Annotated in this window: 11 protein-coding genes; 4 read left to right on the top strand and 7 right to left on the bottom strand. The window is 72.2% G+C overall.

Annotated features, from left to right (window positions below; all coding sequences use genetic code 11):
• Positions 1–33: 33 nt before the first annotated feature.
• On the bottom strand, positions 34–2,796 hold the full coding sequence (lanKC, locus tag OG718_RS10360) for a class III lanthionine synthetase LanKC (RefSeq protein ID WP_328847724.1): 2,763 nt from the start codon (positions 2,794–2,796) through the stop codon (positions 34–36).
• Positions 2,797–3,266: 470 nt separating this feature from the next.
• Between lanKC and OG718_RS10355 the strand changes: the two genes are divergently transcribed.
• The 3 genes from OG718_RS10355 to OG718_RS10345 all read left to right on the top strand — a co-directional run bounded on the left by OG718_RS10355 (position 3,267) and on the right by OG718_RS10345 (position 7,308).
• The gene (locus OG718_RS10355) at positions 3,267–5,762 is read left to right on the top strand and encodes a SpoIIE family protein phosphatase (RefSeq protein ID WP_306943112.1); all 2,496 of its coding nucleotides are present in this window, start codon (positions 3,267–3,269) and stop codon (positions 5,760–5,762) included.
• 4 nt (positions 5,763–5,766) lie between these two features.
• Entirely contained in the window at positions 5,767–6,282 is a 516-nt protein-coding gene (locus tag OG718_RS10350; protein ID WP_143635022.1) for a metallophosphoesterase family protein, read from the top strand.
• Between the two features lie 87 nt (positions 6,283–6,369).
• Positions 6,370–7,308: an aminoglycoside phosphotransferase family protein gene (locus OG718_RS10345; protein WP_260694975.1), complete on the top strand. Its 939-nt coding sequence runs from the start codon at positions 6,370–6,372 to the stop codon at positions 7,306–7,308.
• A 55-nt stretch (positions 7,309–7,363) separates the two neighbouring features.
• Here OG718_RS10345 and OG718_RS10340 read toward each other — a convergent pair whose 3' ends face one another.
• The 6 genes from OG718_RS10340 to OG718_RS10315 form a co-directional block, all read right to left on the bottom strand.
• Entirely contained in the window at positions 7,364–8,467 is a 1,104-nt protein-coding gene (locus OG718_RS10340) for an XdhC family protein (RefSeq protein WP_143635026.1), read from the bottom strand.
• A complete protein-coding gene (locus OG718_RS10335; RefSeq protein ID WP_443054976.1) occupies positions 8,460–9,638 on the bottom strand; it encodes a vWA domain-containing protein in 1,179 nt (392 codons plus the stop codon). The genes OG718_RS10340 and OG718_RS10335 overlap by 8 nt, the downstream gene beginning before the upstream one ends.
• Before the next feature lie 24 nt (positions 9,639–9,662).
• Positions 9,663–10,637: an AAA family ATPase gene (locus tag OG718_RS10330; protein ID WP_443054973.1), complete on the bottom strand. Its 975-nt coding sequence runs from the start codon at positions 10,635–10,637 to the stop codon at positions 9,663–9,665.
• Positions 10,638–10,752: 115 nt separating this feature from the next.
• Positions 10,753–11,613: an FAD binding domain-containing protein gene (locus OG718_RS10325; RefSeq protein WP_328843977.1), complete on the bottom strand. Its 861-nt coding sequence runs from the start codon at positions 11,611–11,613 to the stop codon at positions 10,753–10,755.
• Complete coding sequence (locus OG718_RS10320; protein WP_143635032.1) at positions 11,610–14,006, bottom strand: xanthine dehydrogenase family protein molybdopterin-binding subunit; 2,397 nt, start codon at positions 14,004–14,006, stop codon at positions 11,610–11,612. The genes OG718_RS10325 and OG718_RS10320 overlap by 4 nt, the downstream gene beginning before the upstream one ends.
• A complete protein-coding gene (locus OG718_RS10315; RefSeq protein ID WP_143635033.1) occupies positions 14,003–14,536 on the bottom strand; it encodes a (2Fe-2S)-binding protein in 534 nt (177 codons plus the stop codon). The genes OG718_RS10320 and OG718_RS10315 overlap by 4 nt, the downstream gene beginning before the upstream one ends.
• A gap of 259 nt (positions 14,537–14,795) precedes the next feature.
• Between OG718_RS10315 and OG718_RS10310 the strand changes: the two genes are divergently transcribed.
• Complete coding sequence (locus OG718_RS10310; protein WP_328843976.1) at positions 14,796–16,763, top strand: translation factor GTPase family protein; 1,968 nt, start codon at positions 14,796–14,798, stop codon at positions 16,761–16,763.
• The last annotated feature ends 29 nt before the right edge of the window (positions 16,764–16,792 follow it).

Here is a 16,792-nt window from a genome sequence, read left to right as displayed (position 1 = left end):
TGTCACGACTCCGCCGGACGGCGGAACCGCGTATCAGGGCCGCCGTCGAGGCGGCGGCAGGAACGGCAGATGGGCGGGGGCCTCACCGTCGAGGGCGGCGCCGAGCGCCAGGAGACACCCTGCCGTTCCGGTGCCCAGGTCCATGGAGAGGCGCATCATCTGGTGCCCGGGGAAGGCCAGTTGGCCCTGGTAGGGCATCGCGAACCAGCCGAGCCCGGCGATCTGCGCGGCGAGCTGCCCGGGGTCCGCGCCGGTCCGGCTCAGGTGCAGGATCATGCCCGCCCGGCCCTGGAACAGCCCGGGCTGCGCGTAGAAGCGTGAGGTGGCGGCGGTCAGGATCTGCGAGCGGACTCGCTCGAACTGGTCCCGGCCGTACGCGTCTTGGCCGTAGGCGTCCTGGCCGTTCGCGCGCATGTCGTGCTCGCCCCGGTCGTGCTCGTCTCCGCTCTCCTCGCTCCGGCCGCCGCCGTCGGCGTGTGCGAGGTAGTCGTCGATGACCAGGCCGATCCCGGCGCTGCCGTCGCCGAGGTAGGGCAGGGTGCGCCGGCCCTCGTCGACCTCCAGGCCGCCGCCCCGCTGGACGACGCAGCACTCCAGGTCCCGCCGCAGCGCCTCGGCGGCCGACGTCAGCAGCTCGGGGTCACCGGTCGACTCGTACCGGCGCAGCAGGAACAGCGCGGGTCCGCTCGCGCCGCGGAGGAGTCCGGCACGGCGCTTCCTCGGCTCGGGCCGCGGTTCGGCCAGCCGCTCCCGGAGGATTTGTGCCACCTCCGCGGCCCGCAGGTCCAGTTCAGGCTCCCCGGTCGTACGCGCCAGCCGGTCGAGCACCAGGCCGAGCCCGGCGAGCCCGCTCTTCAGGTCGGAGGACAGCTTCCGCCACTTCTCCTTGAGCACGGTGTCCACGAGGTCCAGCGCCCGCTGCCGGTGCCCCAGCAGATCGAGGACGTACGCCACGCCCGCCAGACCGTCGTACAGGCCGAGCGGCGTTCCCGTCGGCACCGGGTCGGTGTGGTCCAGCAGCCAGCGCTCGCCCTCCTCGTACCGGTCCGCGCCGGTCTCCGCCAGGGCGTACAGCACGCCCGCGGCCCCGTACGCGAGCCCGAGTCCACCGCCGTCGGAGAACTGGGCGATGTCGCCCGGGAACAGCCGGTCGTCGCGCTCCGGGGTGGCCGAGGCGAGGATCGCCTTGACCATCGAGTCGCGGCTGTACGGCCAGTCACCGGGCTCGGCGAGTGCGGCGTACGGCGTGGTGGTCGCGGGGGACGGCAGGACGGCCGCGGAGGACGGCGAGGCGGCGGCGGGGGAGGGCGGTGTCGCGGCGGCGGTGGACTGCGAAGCGGCCGTGCGGGATACGGAGTCCCGGGTGATCTCGGCGACCGCCTCGGCCAGGAACTCCTTTGGTACGTCCGGGAATTGGTCCGTGATGACCTCGGCGAGGTGCGCCGCCTTCGCGCGGTCCACCACGAACAGCGTGGTGACCGGCATGAACATCGCGAGCCGCAGACACGCCAGCGCGTACCGGTCCACGTCCGCGCCCGTCCGGTCCGGTGGTGCGAAGAACCCCGGGTGGGCGACGATCTGGCGGCCGCCGTCCTCGATCGGCGCCGCCGCCTCGAAGTCGAGGAGTGCGACCGACCGTTCGTCGGGGGCGACCATGATGTTGAACATGTGCAGGTCGTTGAAGGCGATGCCACGCGCGTGCACTGCCTCGACCGCGTCCTCCACCAGCCCGTGGATGCGCAGCGCCCAGGCCGTGTAGTCGGCGACGGCGGCGGGATCCGGGTCGGCGGTGAGCAGCGGATGGCGTTCGGCGAAGAAGGAGTTGAGCGGCCGGCCCTCCAGGAAGTCCATGACGAGGAAGCGGTGGTCGCCGAGCATGAACCAGTCGCGGACCCCGGGCACCACACCGAGACCGGACACCCGCTCCAGGGCGTACTTCTCCCGTGCGAGCCGGGCGACGGCGTCCGCCCCGTCGGCGGCGAGCCCCGCGTGCGGACGGCCCTCCTTGAGGACGACCCTGCTGCCGTCGCGGGTGTCGACGCCCGCGTACACGCCACCGCCGTTGGAGAAGTGCAGCGCCTTCTCGATGCGGTACGGCAGATCGCCGACCGTCGTCGTGTTGCGCGCGGCGAGCTGCGGTTCCAGGAACGCGGGCAGGGTCACCCATTCCGGGACCTGGAAGGAGGGCGCCCGCCGGTCCGGCACGAGCCGGCCCTCGCCGTCCGTCACCGCGGGCACCAGCGTGCCGCGCTCGTCGACGACGAAGGACCGTGCGAAGGCCCCGTAGCGCACGTACAGCGGACCGTCGTTCCAGCGCAGGTCGGTGAGGATGTACGGCCCTTCGAGACCCTCCAGCAGCGCCCCCAACTCCTCCAGTACGACCTGGAGTTGGGCCTCGTCCGCCGGATAGACGGTGACGAACTTGCCGCTCGTGTCGCGGGCGGCGTACTTGACGTTCCGCAGATGCAGCAGATGCGGACCCGGCACGAACTTGAAGGGGATCAGCCGGGGCACGCAGTAGTCCCACACGGCCGCCGCGATCCGCTCCGCGTTCTCCCGCGTGGCCGAGGCGTGGATCTTCCACCCCTGGACCGGGCCGGACCGTGGCCGGCCCTCCCCGTCGACGGGGGTCATCGTCAGCCAGTCCCCGATCCGGGACGCCCGCCAGCCCTCGGGCACCGCACGCCGGGCCGTCTCGTAGCCGGGCGCCTCGCCGCGCCCCTCCCCGGTCAGCCGGTCCGGCGTCTCGTAGAAGTACCTGTCGGCCAGCGCGTAGACCTCGTACCGCTCGTCCATCGCATTCCCCTCGACGGCTGCCGAGCCTTCCACCCCACCGGGGGCCGGGACAGTCACGGCTGTCACGAGGTGACCGTGAGGAATGCACGGGTCGAGTCGCGTCCGGTCTCACGGGCCGACGATCGCCTCGGTGGGCGAGGGCACCCTGCGCCTGTGGGACGCACGGTCGGGACGCTCCCTGGCGGTCCTCGGCAACCACGCCGGCATGACGTTCGACGTCGCCCGTGCCCCGGACGGCCGCACCCTGCTCACGGACAACAACGACGGGACGGTCCAGGTCCGGGCCGGACGTCCCCTTCCACGTGCCGTGCTCCTGGACACGCCGTGCCCTGGATCCTGGCGTACTTCCAGACATACGACGACATACGGGCCGGAGGGGCCGCCCGGAGCCCCGGTTCCGGGTTCCGCCCGACCCATGACCTGCCTCCGAACGGTCACAGGGGCTGCGCCGCCGTCCCGGAAGCGCTGTAATTGCGGACGTGGTCAGTGAGGGCGCTGCGGAACGCAGAACGAGAACGCTGCGTACCGAACTTGCCCTCAAGACGCTGCACGCGGACCTCGGGGCCCCCGAACGACTACGGAGCGTGCTCGAACAGGCACTCGTGTTCGGTGGCGCGACGCTCGCCACCGTCTACGCGCCGGGCGACAGCGGTGACCAACTGTGTCTGATCGAAGCGGCGGGCGTGCCCCGGTCCCTGTACGGGCTGCGCGACAGCTACCCGCTCGCCGGCGGCTCGCCCGCGGCGGACGCCTACCGGCTCGGCCGGCCCCTGTGGCTCACCCCCGAGGAGCTCGCCGTACGCCCCGGCGCCCGCCCGATGCCCGCGGGGGACTTCTGGCTGGCCGCCCTGCCACTGCCCCCGGACCCGCGCGGCGGCGGCTGCCTGGTCGCCGTGAACGAGAACCCGGGCGGCTTCGACACCGAGGACCGCGTCTGCCTCGAACTGCTCGCCGAGGCAGTCTCCTTCCCGCCCTCCACCGGAGCCGGGCCCGAGGACTCCGGCGACCTGCCCAGCAGCTCGTTCAGCCTGGCCATGGACACAGGGCGCGTCGAGGTCGACGACGAGATGCTGGAGCTGTTCGGGCTCGCCCCCGACGAGTTCGACGGCAAGGTCGAGACCCTGCTGGGCATGACCGTGCCGGAGGACCTGCCCTCGCTGATGTCCGTGGTGGAGTCCGACCACATGTCCATCGGCGAGCGCGAGCTGGAGTTCCGCATCCTCCAGCCCTCGGGCGACCAGAGGTGGCTCAGGCTGCGCGCGCGACTGCTGCCGGCCGCCGACGGACGCCCGTCCCGGCTGGTGGGCACCGTCGCCGACGCCTCGAAACTGCGCTCCGGCGGCAACGAGGTGGCCCGCGTCCAGCGCCTCGCCGCGGCCCTAGCCACCGCGGGCACCGTCCACGACGTCAGCCAAGCCGTCGTCACCGCCCTGCGCCGGCCCTTGAAGGCCGACCGGATCGCCCTGGCCGAGCTGGAGGGCGACCGCCTCGTCGTCACCGTCCTGGACCCGCCCGAGCCGGAGGCCTGGCCCGAGGTCTGGCGCTCGGAGTGGCGCTCGGAGTGGCCCGACGCACCCGTACGCACCATGCCGACCCTGGCGGCCGCCCTGCGCGACGGCCGCGCGGCCATCTGGCCGGCCGGCACCCCGTTGGAGGCCACGCTCGCCGAGGTCGGCCCCGGCGGCCTCGCCATCCTGCCGCTGCCGGCCGGCAGCGGCAGGATGGCCGGCGCCTGCCTCATCGGCTGGGACACCCCGCACGACTTCGGACCCGACGAGCGTGCCCTGCTCACCGCCTCCGCCGGTCTCGCGGGCCAGGCCCTGATGCGCGCCCACGCCTTCGACGCCGAACACGAACTCGTCGGCATGCTCCAGCGCACCCTCCTCCCGCGCAGACTGCCGCCCCTGCCGGGCGCGGAAGCCGTGGCCCGCTATCTGCCCACCACCGCGGGTCTGGAGGTCGGCGGCGACTGGTACGACGTGATTCCGCTGCCCGACAGCCATGTCGCCCTCGTCATCGGCGACGTCCAGGGGCACAACGCCCAGGCCGCCACCCTCATGGGCCAGATGCGCACCGCGCTACGCGCGTACGCCGTCGAGGGCCACCCGCCGGACGTGGTCGTCTCGCACGCCAACCGGCTGCTCATGGACATGGAGACCGACCTCTTCGCCACCTGCTGCTACGTCGACGTCGACATGGCGGAGGGCACGGCCTGGTGCGTACGCGCCGGGCACCTGCCGCCCGTCCTGCGCCATCCGGACGGCACCACCGAGATCGTCGTCACCGAGGGCGGACCACCGCTCGGCGTCATCACCCAGGCCGACTTCCCGATGAGCCCCCTGCCGCTCCGGCCCGGCACGATCGTGGCCCTCACCACCGACGGCCTGGTCGAGTCCTCCGAGCTGGACATGGAGGACGGTCTGAACCGGCTGTGCGACGAACTGTCCGCCGCCGACCCCGCCCACCTCGGACTCGTCGCCGACGCCCTGCTCGCCGGCGCCAACCGCAGCGACGACGTGGCCCTGCTCCTCATGCGCTACGACGGCCTCGACCTGCGGCCGCTGCGCGAGAGCTGGACGGTGTGGCGCGTACCCGAGGCCGTCCGCCACGCCCGCCGCTTCACCCGGCGCACCCTGCGCGTCTGGGGCGTCATGGAGGAGTCCGACGCCATCCTCCTGGTCGTCTCCGAACTCGTCACGAACGCCCTCGTGCACACCGACGGCCAGGTCCGTCTCGACCTCACCCTCATCAACGACCGCCTGCGCATCGCCGTCGCCGACGTCTCTCCGCGTACGCCCATCAAGCCCACCAGCATCGGCTGGGAGGCGACCGGCGGCCGCGGCATCCTCCTCGTCGAGGCCCTTTCCGCGGCCTGGGGAACGGTCCCGGTCAGTGGCGGCAAGCAGGTGTGGGCCGAGATCGCCGTGACCGAACCGCCCCTCACCGAACCGCCCGTCCTAGGCTGATCGCGTGCGCCTCCTCCTCATGTCCGACACCCACCTCCCCAAGCGCGCCAAGGAACTCCCCGCGCCGCTGCTCGCCGAACTCCCGCGCGCGGACGTCGTCATCCACGCCGGCGACTGGGTGGACACCGCCACCCTCGACCTTCTGGAGAGCCGCTCGAACCGGTTCATCGGCGTGTACGGCAACAACGACGGCCCCGAGCTGAGGGCCCGCCTCCCCGAGATCGCCCGGGCCGACCTGGGCGGCCTGCGCGTCGGAGTCGTCCACGAGACCGGCGCCGCTCAAGGCCGCGAAGCGCGCTGCGCCGCCCGTTTCCCGGACCTCGACGTCCTGGTCTTCGGCCACAGCCACATCCCCTGGGACACCACGGCCCCGACCGGCCTGCGCCTCCTCAACCCGGGCTCACCCACCGACCGCCGACGCCAGCCGCACTGCACGTACATGACGGCGGCAGTGAAGGACGGTGAGCTCACAGACGTGCAACTGCACCGGCTGCCACCCCGAAAGTCGGCGGACGGCTGACGGTCCGGCAGAAAATCAGTGGACGGTGAATGTTCCGGCGGATGGGATGGGTCGGCCGCTTCCCGGTCCGCACCCAGGAGTTGACCCTTGTCATCCGGTGACCCGCACGCCCACGACGACGTGACCATCGACACCGATCTGGTCCGCCGCCTGCTCGCAGTCCAGTTCCCCCAGTGGGCCGAACTCCCGATCTCACCGGTTCCCCGCTCAGGGATGGACAACGCGACCTTCCGGCTCGGCAACGTCCTGTCCGTACGGCTGCCCCGATACCCGCGCTGGGTCGGGCAGGTGGAGCGGGAGCACCGCTGGCTGCCGCTGCTCGCCCCGCATCTGCCGCTGACGGTGTCCGAACCGCTCGCGGCGGGGAAGCCGGGGGAGGGCTACCCCTTCCCCTGGTCGGTCTACCGTTGGCTTGAGGGCGAGACGGCGACCACCGAGGGGCTCGCCGATCCGGTGCGGGCGGCCGGACAACTGGCCGAGTTCATCACGGCGTTGCGGAAGATCGACGCCACCGACGGTCCTGGACCGCAGTGGAGCAACGCGTTCCGCGGGGTGCCGATGGGCGACGAACGCGACTCGCTGGCCGCCGACTCCGTGGTCCGGCCGAAGATCGCCAAGCTGAAGGGCATGGCCGACACCGACGCGGTGACGGCCGTGTGGGAGGCGGCGCTCACGGCACCCGCCTGGGACGGACCGCCGGTCTGGTTCCACGGCGACCTCGCGACCGGCAACCTGCTGTCCGTCGACGGCCACCTCAGCGCGGTCATCGACTTCGGCACGCTGGGCGTCGGCGACCCCGCCGTCGACGTGCTGCCCGCGTGGAAGTTCCTGCCCGACGCGGCGCGCGGCACCTTCCGCGAGGCGCTCGGCGACGACGACGCCACCTGGGCACGCGGACGCGGCTGGGCGCTCGCCGGATCCCTGCCCGTACTCGACGACCCCTTCTTCCAGGAGGACCCGGCCCGCGTGACCACCGCCCTGCGCCACCTCGAAGCGATCATCGCCGACCACCGCGACGAGACCTGACACGACCACGTCCGAGGCGCAGGACGACCAGCGACGTCGCGACGGCAGCGGCTCGTCACTGCTCCCGCGGGTGGATCTCCCCGGCCGTCGCCGTCAGCGGGGCGCCGCTGCCGCCCCAGCGCAGCGCGACGATCTCGGCGGCGACGGACACGGCCACCTCCTCGGGCGTGCGCGCTCCGAGGTCGAGGCCGACCGGCGAGCGCAGCCGGGCAAGCTCGGCCTCGCCGAGCCCGCCGTCCCGCAGCCGCTTCATCCGGTCGTCGTGCGTACGCCGACTGCCCATGGCCCCGATGTACGCGGCCGGCCGGCGCAGCGCCTCCTCCAGGAGCGGCACGTCGAACTTGGGGTCGTGGGTGAGGACGCAGATCACGGTGCGTTCGTCGGTCGGGGTGGCGTGCAGATAGCGGTGCGGCCACTCGACGACGACCTCCACACCCGCCGGGAAGCGTTTCGGGGTGGCGAAGACGGGCCGGGCGTCGCACACGGTGACCCGGTAGCCGAGGAAGGCGCCGATGCGGGCCACGGCAGCCGCGTAGTCGATCGCCCCGAAGACCAGCATGCGCGGCGGGGGAGCGAAGGAGTGCAGGAAGACCGTCACGGCGTCCTCGCGTCGCTCGCCGCGCGGGCCGTAGTGCCGCTGCCCCGTGGCGCCCAGGGCCAGTTCGCCCCGCGCGTCGGCGGTCACCGCCACATCCAGGCCCGTCGTGCCGAGCGTGCCCGACACCTCGTCCTCCCAGACGGCGAGGGTCGCGCCGCGACGGGCCGGGCCGTCGATCACCGTCGCCACGGTCACCGGGCGGCCCGCGGCCACCGACTCCGCGACCGCCCCGAAGGACGGATCGAGGGCGGCCGTGACAGGCCGTACGAGGAGGGTGATCTCACCGCCGCAGGTCAGACCGACGGCGAACGCGTCCTCGTCGCTGTACCCGAAGGTCTCCAGCCGGGCCTCGCCGGACTCCACCACGTCCTGGGCCAGCTCGAACACCGCCCCCTCGACACAGCCGCCGGACACGCTGCCCACGACCTCGTCACCGGGACCGACGGCCATGGAGGCGCCCGGATCCCGCGGTGCGCTCCGGCTGACGGCGACGACCGTGGCGAGACCGAAGGGAGTGCCCTCCGCGTACCACCGGCCGAGCGCCGGGAGGATCTCACGCATCGCCCGCTCCTCTCACCACCGCCGCCAGACGTTCCAGCGCGGCCAGGCTGTGTCCCTCGACGAATGAGTCAACGCTCGGCAGCGCCGCCGCCATACCGGCAGCCAGGGGCGCGTAGCCGGGACGGGCCTTGCGCGGATTGGCCCAGATCACCCGGTGCGCCAGCCGGTGCAAGCGTCGCATCTGGGCCGCGAGCAGATCGGGATCGCCACGCTCCCAGCCGTCCGACAGCACGACGACCACCGCGCCACGTGCCATACCCCGCTGCCCCCACCGGTCGAGGAAGCCCCGCAGCAGTTCGCCGAGCCGGGTGCCGCCCCGCCAGTCCGGCACGGCCGCCGCGACCGCGGCCAGCGCGGTGTCGGGGTCGCGGTGCGTCAGCTCACGGGTCACCCGGGTCAGCCGCGTACCGATCGTGAACACCTCCGTCCGCGCCCGCCCGCCGTACGGGCCGGCATGCGCGGCGGCGTGCGCGAACCGCAGCAGCGCGTCCGCGTACGCCGCCATCGAGCCGCTCACGTCCACCAGCAGCACCACCCGGCGCGGTCGCTCGGCCCGCGCCCGCATCCGGGGCGGCGCGGGCTCGCCGCCCCGCCGCAGCACCTCCTGCACGGTGCGCCGCGGATCGACGACCCCGCGCCTGGCCGGCCGCAGCCGTGCGGTTCGCCGGAGCTCGCCACGCAGCGCGAATGCGACCAGCAGCCGCCGGAGTTGACCCCGCTCGGCGTCGGTGAGCCCGGCGAAGTCCCGGTGCCGCAGCACCTCGGCGGAACTCGCCAGGACCGCTGTGGGTACGGCATCCCGCTCGCCCTCGACCTGCGCACGGGGAGCGGGCCCCGCGTCCCGTACGGTCATCCGCAGCCGCGGCGGGGGAGCGGCACGCATCCCCCGTCCCTCTGACGCGGCGCCCCCGAAGTAGGCGGCGAACACCCGGTCGTACCGCTCCAGATCGTCCCGGCTGCCGCACAGCGTGAGCCGCCCCGACCAGTACACGTCGGACCGCATCCCGGGCCGAAGTACGTCGAGCGCGCCGAGGAAGGCCTGCACGCGGTCGGGCCCTGCCTCGACCCCGGCGGCGCGCAGGGCACGGGCGAAGCCGACCAGGACGGCGGGCACGTCGACGGACGCCCCGGCACGCTCCCCGACGTCGGCCCCGCTCTCTGTCCCGGTCACCTCAGGCCCCGCTCCCCACGCATCTCACGCGCCCCGCACCGCCAGCAGCGCCGCCAGATCGAGCCCCCGGGCCCGCTCCAGGTCCTCCCGGTACTTCAGCACCGACCCCAGCGTGGCCACCGCCAGCTCCGCGTCGACCTCCGTGGCGCCGAGCGCGTCCAGCGCCTCCGCCCAGTCGATCGTCTCCGCGACCCCCGGCGGCTTCACCAGATCCTCCCCGCGCAGCGCCTGTACGAGGCCGGTCACCTGCTCGGCGAGCCGTGCCGTGACACTCGGCAACCGCCTTCGCACGATGGCGAGTTCGCGGGAGAAGCCGGGATGGTCGAACCAGTGGTAGAGGCAGCGCCGCTTCAGCGCGTCGTGCACCTCACGGGTCCGGTTCGACGTGAGGACCACGACGGGCGGCGACTCGGCGCGCAGGGTGCCGAGTTCGGGGACGGTGACCGTGTACTCGGACAGCAGCTCCAGCAGGAACGCCTCGAACTCGTCGTCGGCCCGGTCGATCTCGTCGACGAGCAGCACGCACGGCTGGGTCTCCAGGGCCCGCAGCAGCGGCCGGGCGATCAGGAACCGCCGCCCGTACAGCTCGCCCTCAAGACGGTCGGCGTCGGTGACACCGGCCGCCTCGGCCGCCCGCAGATGCAGCAGCTGGCGCGGGAAGTCCCAGTCGTACAGCGCCTGCGAGGCGTCGATGCCCTCGTAGCACTGGAGGCGGATCAGCGGAGCGTCCAGCGCGGCGGCGAAGGCCGACGCGAGCGCGGTCTTGCCCACGCCCGCGTCACCCTCGCAGAAGATCGGCCGACGCAGCTTCAGGGCGAGGAAGCACGCGACCGCCAGGCCGTCGTCGACGAGGTATCCGGTCTCCTCGAGCCGCTCCCGCACGTCCCCGGGTCCCGTCGGCCAGGCTGCCCCGCCACCGGGCGGCTCGTCCTCGTCCGAGCCGCCGAGGGACGCCCCACGGCCGCCCGGCCGGTCGTCGGAGGGCCCGTCGGCGCTCAAGTGGCCGTCGGGAAACTCGCCATGGCCCGAGCCCGGCCCGGAACCCGAGCCTGCACCCGGCCCTGGCGACGTCCCGGACCCCGGCCCCGCCCCATCCATGCGTGCGATCGGCTCCTCACCCCATCCCCGCGGCGGCCAGTACCGAACGACGCGTCAGCACCCGTGCCAGATGCGCCCGGTACTCGGGCGAGGCGGACGGATCGCCGGTCGGCCGGGTCCCCTCCGCCGCCGACCGGGCAGCCAGTGCCACCCCGTCCGCGTCCGCACCCGACAGTGCCTCCTCGGTCGCCGAGGCGCGCAGCGGAGTGGACCCCATGTTGCCGAGACCGATCCGCGCCTCGGCGATGTACCCGTTCTCGCGCCGCACCAGCGCCGCGACGCCGACCATGGCCCAGGCCTGTGCCACCCGGCTGAACTTCTCGTAGTGGAAGCCCCAGCCGTCGGACTCGTCGGTCTTCGGGAGCCGCACCTCCACGAGCAACTCGTCCGGCCGCAACGAGGTCTGGAGGTAGTCGACGAAGAACTCCTTTGCGGGGATGGTGCGTTGGCCTCCCGGCCCCGCCGCGACCAGTTCCGCGTCCAGCGCGAGCGCCACCGCCGGCAGATCACCCGCGGGATCGGCGTGGGCGAGCGAGCCGCCGAGGGTGCCCCGATGGCGTATCGCGGGGTCGCCGACCGTCGCCGTGGCCGCCGCGAGAAGGCCCGCGTGACGGCGTACCAGCGGATCCGCGAGGACGTCGTGGTGCGTGGTCAGCGCGCCGATGACGAGCGTGCCGCCGTCCTCGCGCACCCCGCGCAGCCCGGGTATCCGGCCGACGTCCACGACCAGTTCGGGGAAGGCGAGCCGCAACCGCAGCAGCGGGAGCAGGCTCTGCCCGCCCGCCAGTACCTTCGCGTCCTCGCCCGCGTCGCCGAGCGCCCGTACGGCCTCGTCGACGCTCGTGGGCCTGACGTAGTCGAATGCGGGAGGAATCATGACGACCCGGCCTCCTTCGCCGACGGCCGAGCGGACTGAGCGGCCTGCAGGGCCTCCCAGACCCGCCCCGGTGAGCAGGGCATCGCTATGTCCTGGACGCCCAACGGCCGCAGCGCGTCCACGATCGCGTTGACGACGGCGGGTGTCGAGGCGATCGTCCCGGCCTCGCCAACTCCCTTGACCCCCAAGGGATTGGAGGTGGCCGGCGTCTCCGTGCGACCGGTCGTGAACTCGGGCAGATCCACCGCGGAGGGCACCAGATAGTCGGCCATCGTGCCGGATACTAGGTTGCCCTCGTCGTCGTACACCGCTTCCTCGTACAGCGCCTGCGCGATGCCCTGGGCGAGCCCGCCGTGCACCTGTCCCTCGACGATCACGGGGTTGATGACCCGGCCGACGTCGTCGACGCAGACGTACGAACGGATCGATGTCCGCCCGGTCTCCGTGTCGACCTCGACCGCGCACAGGTGCGTGCCGTGCGGGTAGGAGAAGTTGTCCGGGTCGAGCAGGTGCTCGGCGTTGATGGTCGGCTCCATGCCGTCGGGCAGATCGTGCGAGGAGAACGTCTCGAAGGCGACCTCCTGGATCGTCTTCCGCGCCTCGGGCGAACCCTTCACGGAGAACACGCCGTCCGTGAACTCCAGGTCCTGCTCGCTCGCCTCCAGCAGATGCGCGGCCACCTTCCGTGCCTTGTCGACGACCTTCTGGGCGGCGTGATGGACTGCCGAGCCTCCGACGACCAGCGACCGCGACCCGTACGTGTCCATGCCCTGCGGCGCCGACCTGGTGTCGCCGTGCACGACCTCGACGTCCTCGAAGGGCACCCCGAGCACATCGGCGGCGATCTGGCTCCAGCAGGTCTCGTGCCCCTGCCCGTGCGGGCTGGTCCCGGTGATCACCTCGACCTTGCCGGTGGGCAGCATGCGGATGCTCGCCGCCTCCCAGCCGCCGGCCGCGTACCGCAGATCCCGCAGCACCCGGCTGGGCGCGAGCCCGCACATCTCGGTGTACGTGGACACCCCGATCCCGAGCCGCACGGAGTCACCGCTCTCGTTCCGCTTGGCTTGCTCGGCACGGAGTTCGTCGTACCCGAAGAGGGTGAGCGCCTTGTCGGTGGCGGCCTCGTAGTTGCCGCTGTCGTAGGTCAGCCCGGCGACCGACGTGTACGGGAACTCGTCGTGCCCGATCCAGTTCCGGCGTCGCAACTCCACCGGATCCAGGCCGAGTTCGACGGCCAGCTCGTCCATGATCCGCTCGATGGCGTACGTCGCCTCCGGTCGCCCGGCACCCCGGTACGCGTCCGTGGGCGTGCGCGTCGTGAAGACACCCGTGCACGTGAAGTCGTACGCGTCCATCTTGTAGATCGCCGGATACATGAAGGCGCCCAGGATCGGGATGCCCGGCGTGACGAGCATCAGATACGCGCCCATGTCGGCGAGCAGGTCGACCTTGAGGCCGAGCAGCTTGCCCTCGCGGGTCGCGGCGATCTCGATGTCCTGGATCTGGCCGCGCCCGTGGTGGGTGGCGAGGTAGCCCTCGGAGCGGGACTCGGTCCACTTGACCGGCCGGCCGAGGCGCCGCGCGATGTCGAGGGCGATGACCTCCTCGCCGTACACCTGGAGCTTGGACCCGAAGCCGCCGCCGACGTCGGGGGCGACCACGCGCAGTTTGTGCTCGGGGACGCCGGTGACCATGGAGAGCATCACGCGCAGGACGTGCGGGACCTGGGTCGCCGAGTACACCGTGTACTCGCCGGACGCGGCGAGCGGGGTGACGACCACCGCGCGGGGTTCCATGGCGTTGGGGATGAGCCGCTGCTGGAGATAGCGGCGGCGCACGACGACGTCGGCGCGCTGCCGAGCCGTCTCGTAGTTCTCGCCCGTGGCCAGCGGCCAGACGTAACAGCGATTGGTTCCCTTGTCCGAGTGGACCAGTGGCGCGTCGTCGGCGAGGGCGGCCTCCAGGTCGAGCACCGGGGGCAGCGGCTCGTAGTCGACCTCGATCGCTTCGAGCGCGTCGGCGGCCGCGTACCGGTCGCGGGCCACGACGACCGCCACCGGATCGCCCGCGTACCGCACCTCGTCGACCGCGACGGACGGGTGGTCCGGCAGCACGATGTCCTCGGTCACCGGCCACGCGCACGGCAGCGAGGCCGTACCCTCCGCGAGGTCGCGGCCGGTGAACGCGGCGATGACACCGGGCCGTTCGAGCGCGGGCGTCACGTCGACACGGTCGATGCGCGCGTGCGCCATCGGGCTGCGCAGGATGGCCAGATGCAGCAGTCCGTTGACGCTGATGTTGTCGGTCCAGTTCGTCTGACCGGTGATCAGCCGGGCGTCCTCCTTGCGGGCACGGGACCGGCCGACCTCGCGCTCGGTGATCTGCTCGCTCATGTCCTCGCCTCCTGGCCGGAGGCCGCGGAGGCCGCAGCGGTGGTGGAAGCGGTGGAGGCCACCGATGCCTCAGGGGATCCGGAGGCGGCGAGCACCGCGCGCACGATGTTCTGATAGCCCGTGCACCGGCAGAGGTTGCCTTCCAGCGCATGCCGTACGTCGTCCGCGCCCGGCTGCGGATTCTCGCGGAGCAGATCACGCGCGGCCATGATCATCCCTGGCGTGCAGTACCCGCACTGCAGGGCGTGGCACTCGTGGAACGCCTTCTGCAGGGGATGCCACTCCCCGTTCGAAGCGAGCCCCTGGACCGTGGTCACTTCGCTCCCGTCGGCCTGGACCGTCAGCACGGAGCAGCTCTTGACGGTCTCGCCGTCCAGGTCGACCGTGCAGGCCCCGCAGTTGGAGGTGTCGCAGCCAATCGGGGTGCCGGTCAGACCCAGCCGGTCACGCAGATAGTGGATCAGCAGAAGACGGGGTTCCACCTCGTCCTCGTACGTCGTGCCGTCCACCTTCACCGAGATACGGGTCATGTGCCCTCCCAGGGAACCGTGCGAGGGAAATCAGCCACCGGACGTGATGGGCGTCACTCTAGGACCGTGTCCGGGGAGGGGCGAGTGCCGCGACAGGCTTTGTTGAGCGTTAATCCGTTGCTCGCGTATGCCGGGGTCTGGTGGACTGAAAAGGATCAGCCGCTAGGCACGGTCGACCGGAATCAAGGAGCAGCAATGCGCGCACCGTTCATGTCCACCCAGGAAGGAATCCCCCTCACTTCAAAGGACATGACAAGCGGTGCACACGCTGAACCTGGGAATTCTGGCGCACGTAGACGCCGGTAAGACAAGCCTGACCGAGCGGCTGCTGCACACCGTCGGGATCATCGACGAGATCGGCAGCGTCGACGACGGCAGCACCCAGACCGACTCGCTCGCGCTGGAACGACAGCGCGGTATCACCATCAAGTCGGCCGTCGTCTCGTTCGAGATCGACGACGTCACGGTCAATCTGATCGACACACCCGGCCACCCGGACTTCATCGCCGAGGTGGAGCGCGTGCTGAGCGTGCTCGACGGCGCGGTGCTCGTGGTCTCGGCCGTCGAGGGCGTCCAGGCGCAGACGCGTGTCCTGTTGCGGACGCTGCGGCGGCTGCGCGTTCCCACGCTCGTCTTCGTCAACAAGATCGACCGCCGGGGCGCACGCGACGAGGCCGTGCTCCGGGCCGTCACCGAGCGTCTCACCCCGGCCGTGGTCGCGATGGGGCGGATCGCCGGGCAGGGCACGCCCGAGGCGCACTTCGTCCCGGGGCTCACCCCGGACGCGCTCGACGTGCTGGCAGACCACGACGACCGGCTGCTCACCGCGTACGTCCAGGGCGGCGTGCCGGACGGCCTGCTCCGCGCGGCACTCGCGGACCAGACCAGGCAGGCTCTCGTGCACCCGGTGTTCTTCGGCTCCGCCATGACGGGCGCGGGCGTGGACGAGCTGATCGCCGGCATCAGGGACCTGCTCCCCGCGGGCCGGGGCAACACCGAAGGACAGGTCTCCGGCACGGTGTTCAAGGTCGAGCGGGGCCGGGCGGGGGAGCGCGTCGCGTACGCGCGGATGTTCTCGGGCGCCCTCCGCACCCGGGACCGGGTGACCTTCGGAGACGGCAAGGAAGGCAAAGTCACCGCGGTCCGTGTCTTCGAACGAGGCTCGGACGCCCGGGACGGCCTGCTGTCCGCCGGCCGGATCGGCAAGCTGTGGGGCCTCGACGGCATCAGGATCGGCGACAGCATCGGCGTACCGCGCCCGTCGTACGAGCACTTCTTCGCTCCGCCGACCCTGGAAACCGTCGTCGTACCGAACCGCCCCGCCGACAAGGGCGCCCTGCACACCGCACTCACCCGGCTCGCCGAGCAGGACCCGCTGATCAACCTGCGTCTGGACGAGACGCGGCGGGAGATCTCCGTGTCCCTCTACGGCGAGGTGCAGAAGGAGGTCGTCCAGGCGACCCTGGCCGACGAGTTCGGCCTCGACGTCGGCTTCCGCGAGACGACGACGATCTGTGTCGAGCGGCCCGTCGGCAGCGGCGCGGCGGTCGAGTCCAACGGCAAGGAACCCAACCCGTTCCTCGCCACGGTCGGACTGCGCGTGGATCCGGCGCCGGTCGGTTCCGGCGTGGAGTTCCGGCTGGAGGTCGAGCTGGGTGCGATGCCGTACGCCTTCTTCAAGGCCGTCGAGGACACCGTGAAGGAGACCCTGGAACAGGGACTCCACGGCTGGCGGGTCACCGACTGCACGGTCACCATGACCCACTCCGGCTACTCGCCCCGGCAGAGCCACGCGCATCAGGGCTTCGACAAGAGCATGTCGAGCACGGGAGCGGACTTCCGCGGCCTCACCCCGCTCGTCCTGATGGAGGCACTGCGACAGGCCGGCAGTCAGGTGTACGAGCCGATGCACCGCTTCCGCATGGAGGCCCCGGCGGACACGCTGGGCGCTCTGCTCCCGGTCCTCGCCAGGCTGCGGGCGGTGCCCCGGACGACGGAGACGCGGGGCAGGTCATGTGTGCTGGAGGGCGCGATCCCCGCGGCCCAGGTGCACGGCCTTGAGCAACAGCTACCGGGTCTGACCAGCGGAGAGGGTGAGTTGGAGGCCGCGTTCGACCACTACGCGCCGGTAGCACGCGGCACGGTCCGGGAGCGGCCGCGAACCGATCACAACCCGCTCGACCGCAAGGAGTACCTGCTGAACGTGACGCGGCGAATCGGCGGGTGATCTGCACAGCGCCATTCCGGAAAAGGTGA

The sequence above is a fragment of the Streptomyces sp. NBC_00258 genome (genome assembly GCF_036182465.1).
In the GTDB taxonomy this organism is placed as follows: domain Bacteria; phylum Actinomycetota; class Actinomycetes; order Streptomycetales; family Streptomycetaceae; genus Streptomyces.
This window is presented reverse-complemented; position numbering and strand designations above follow the sequence as displayed.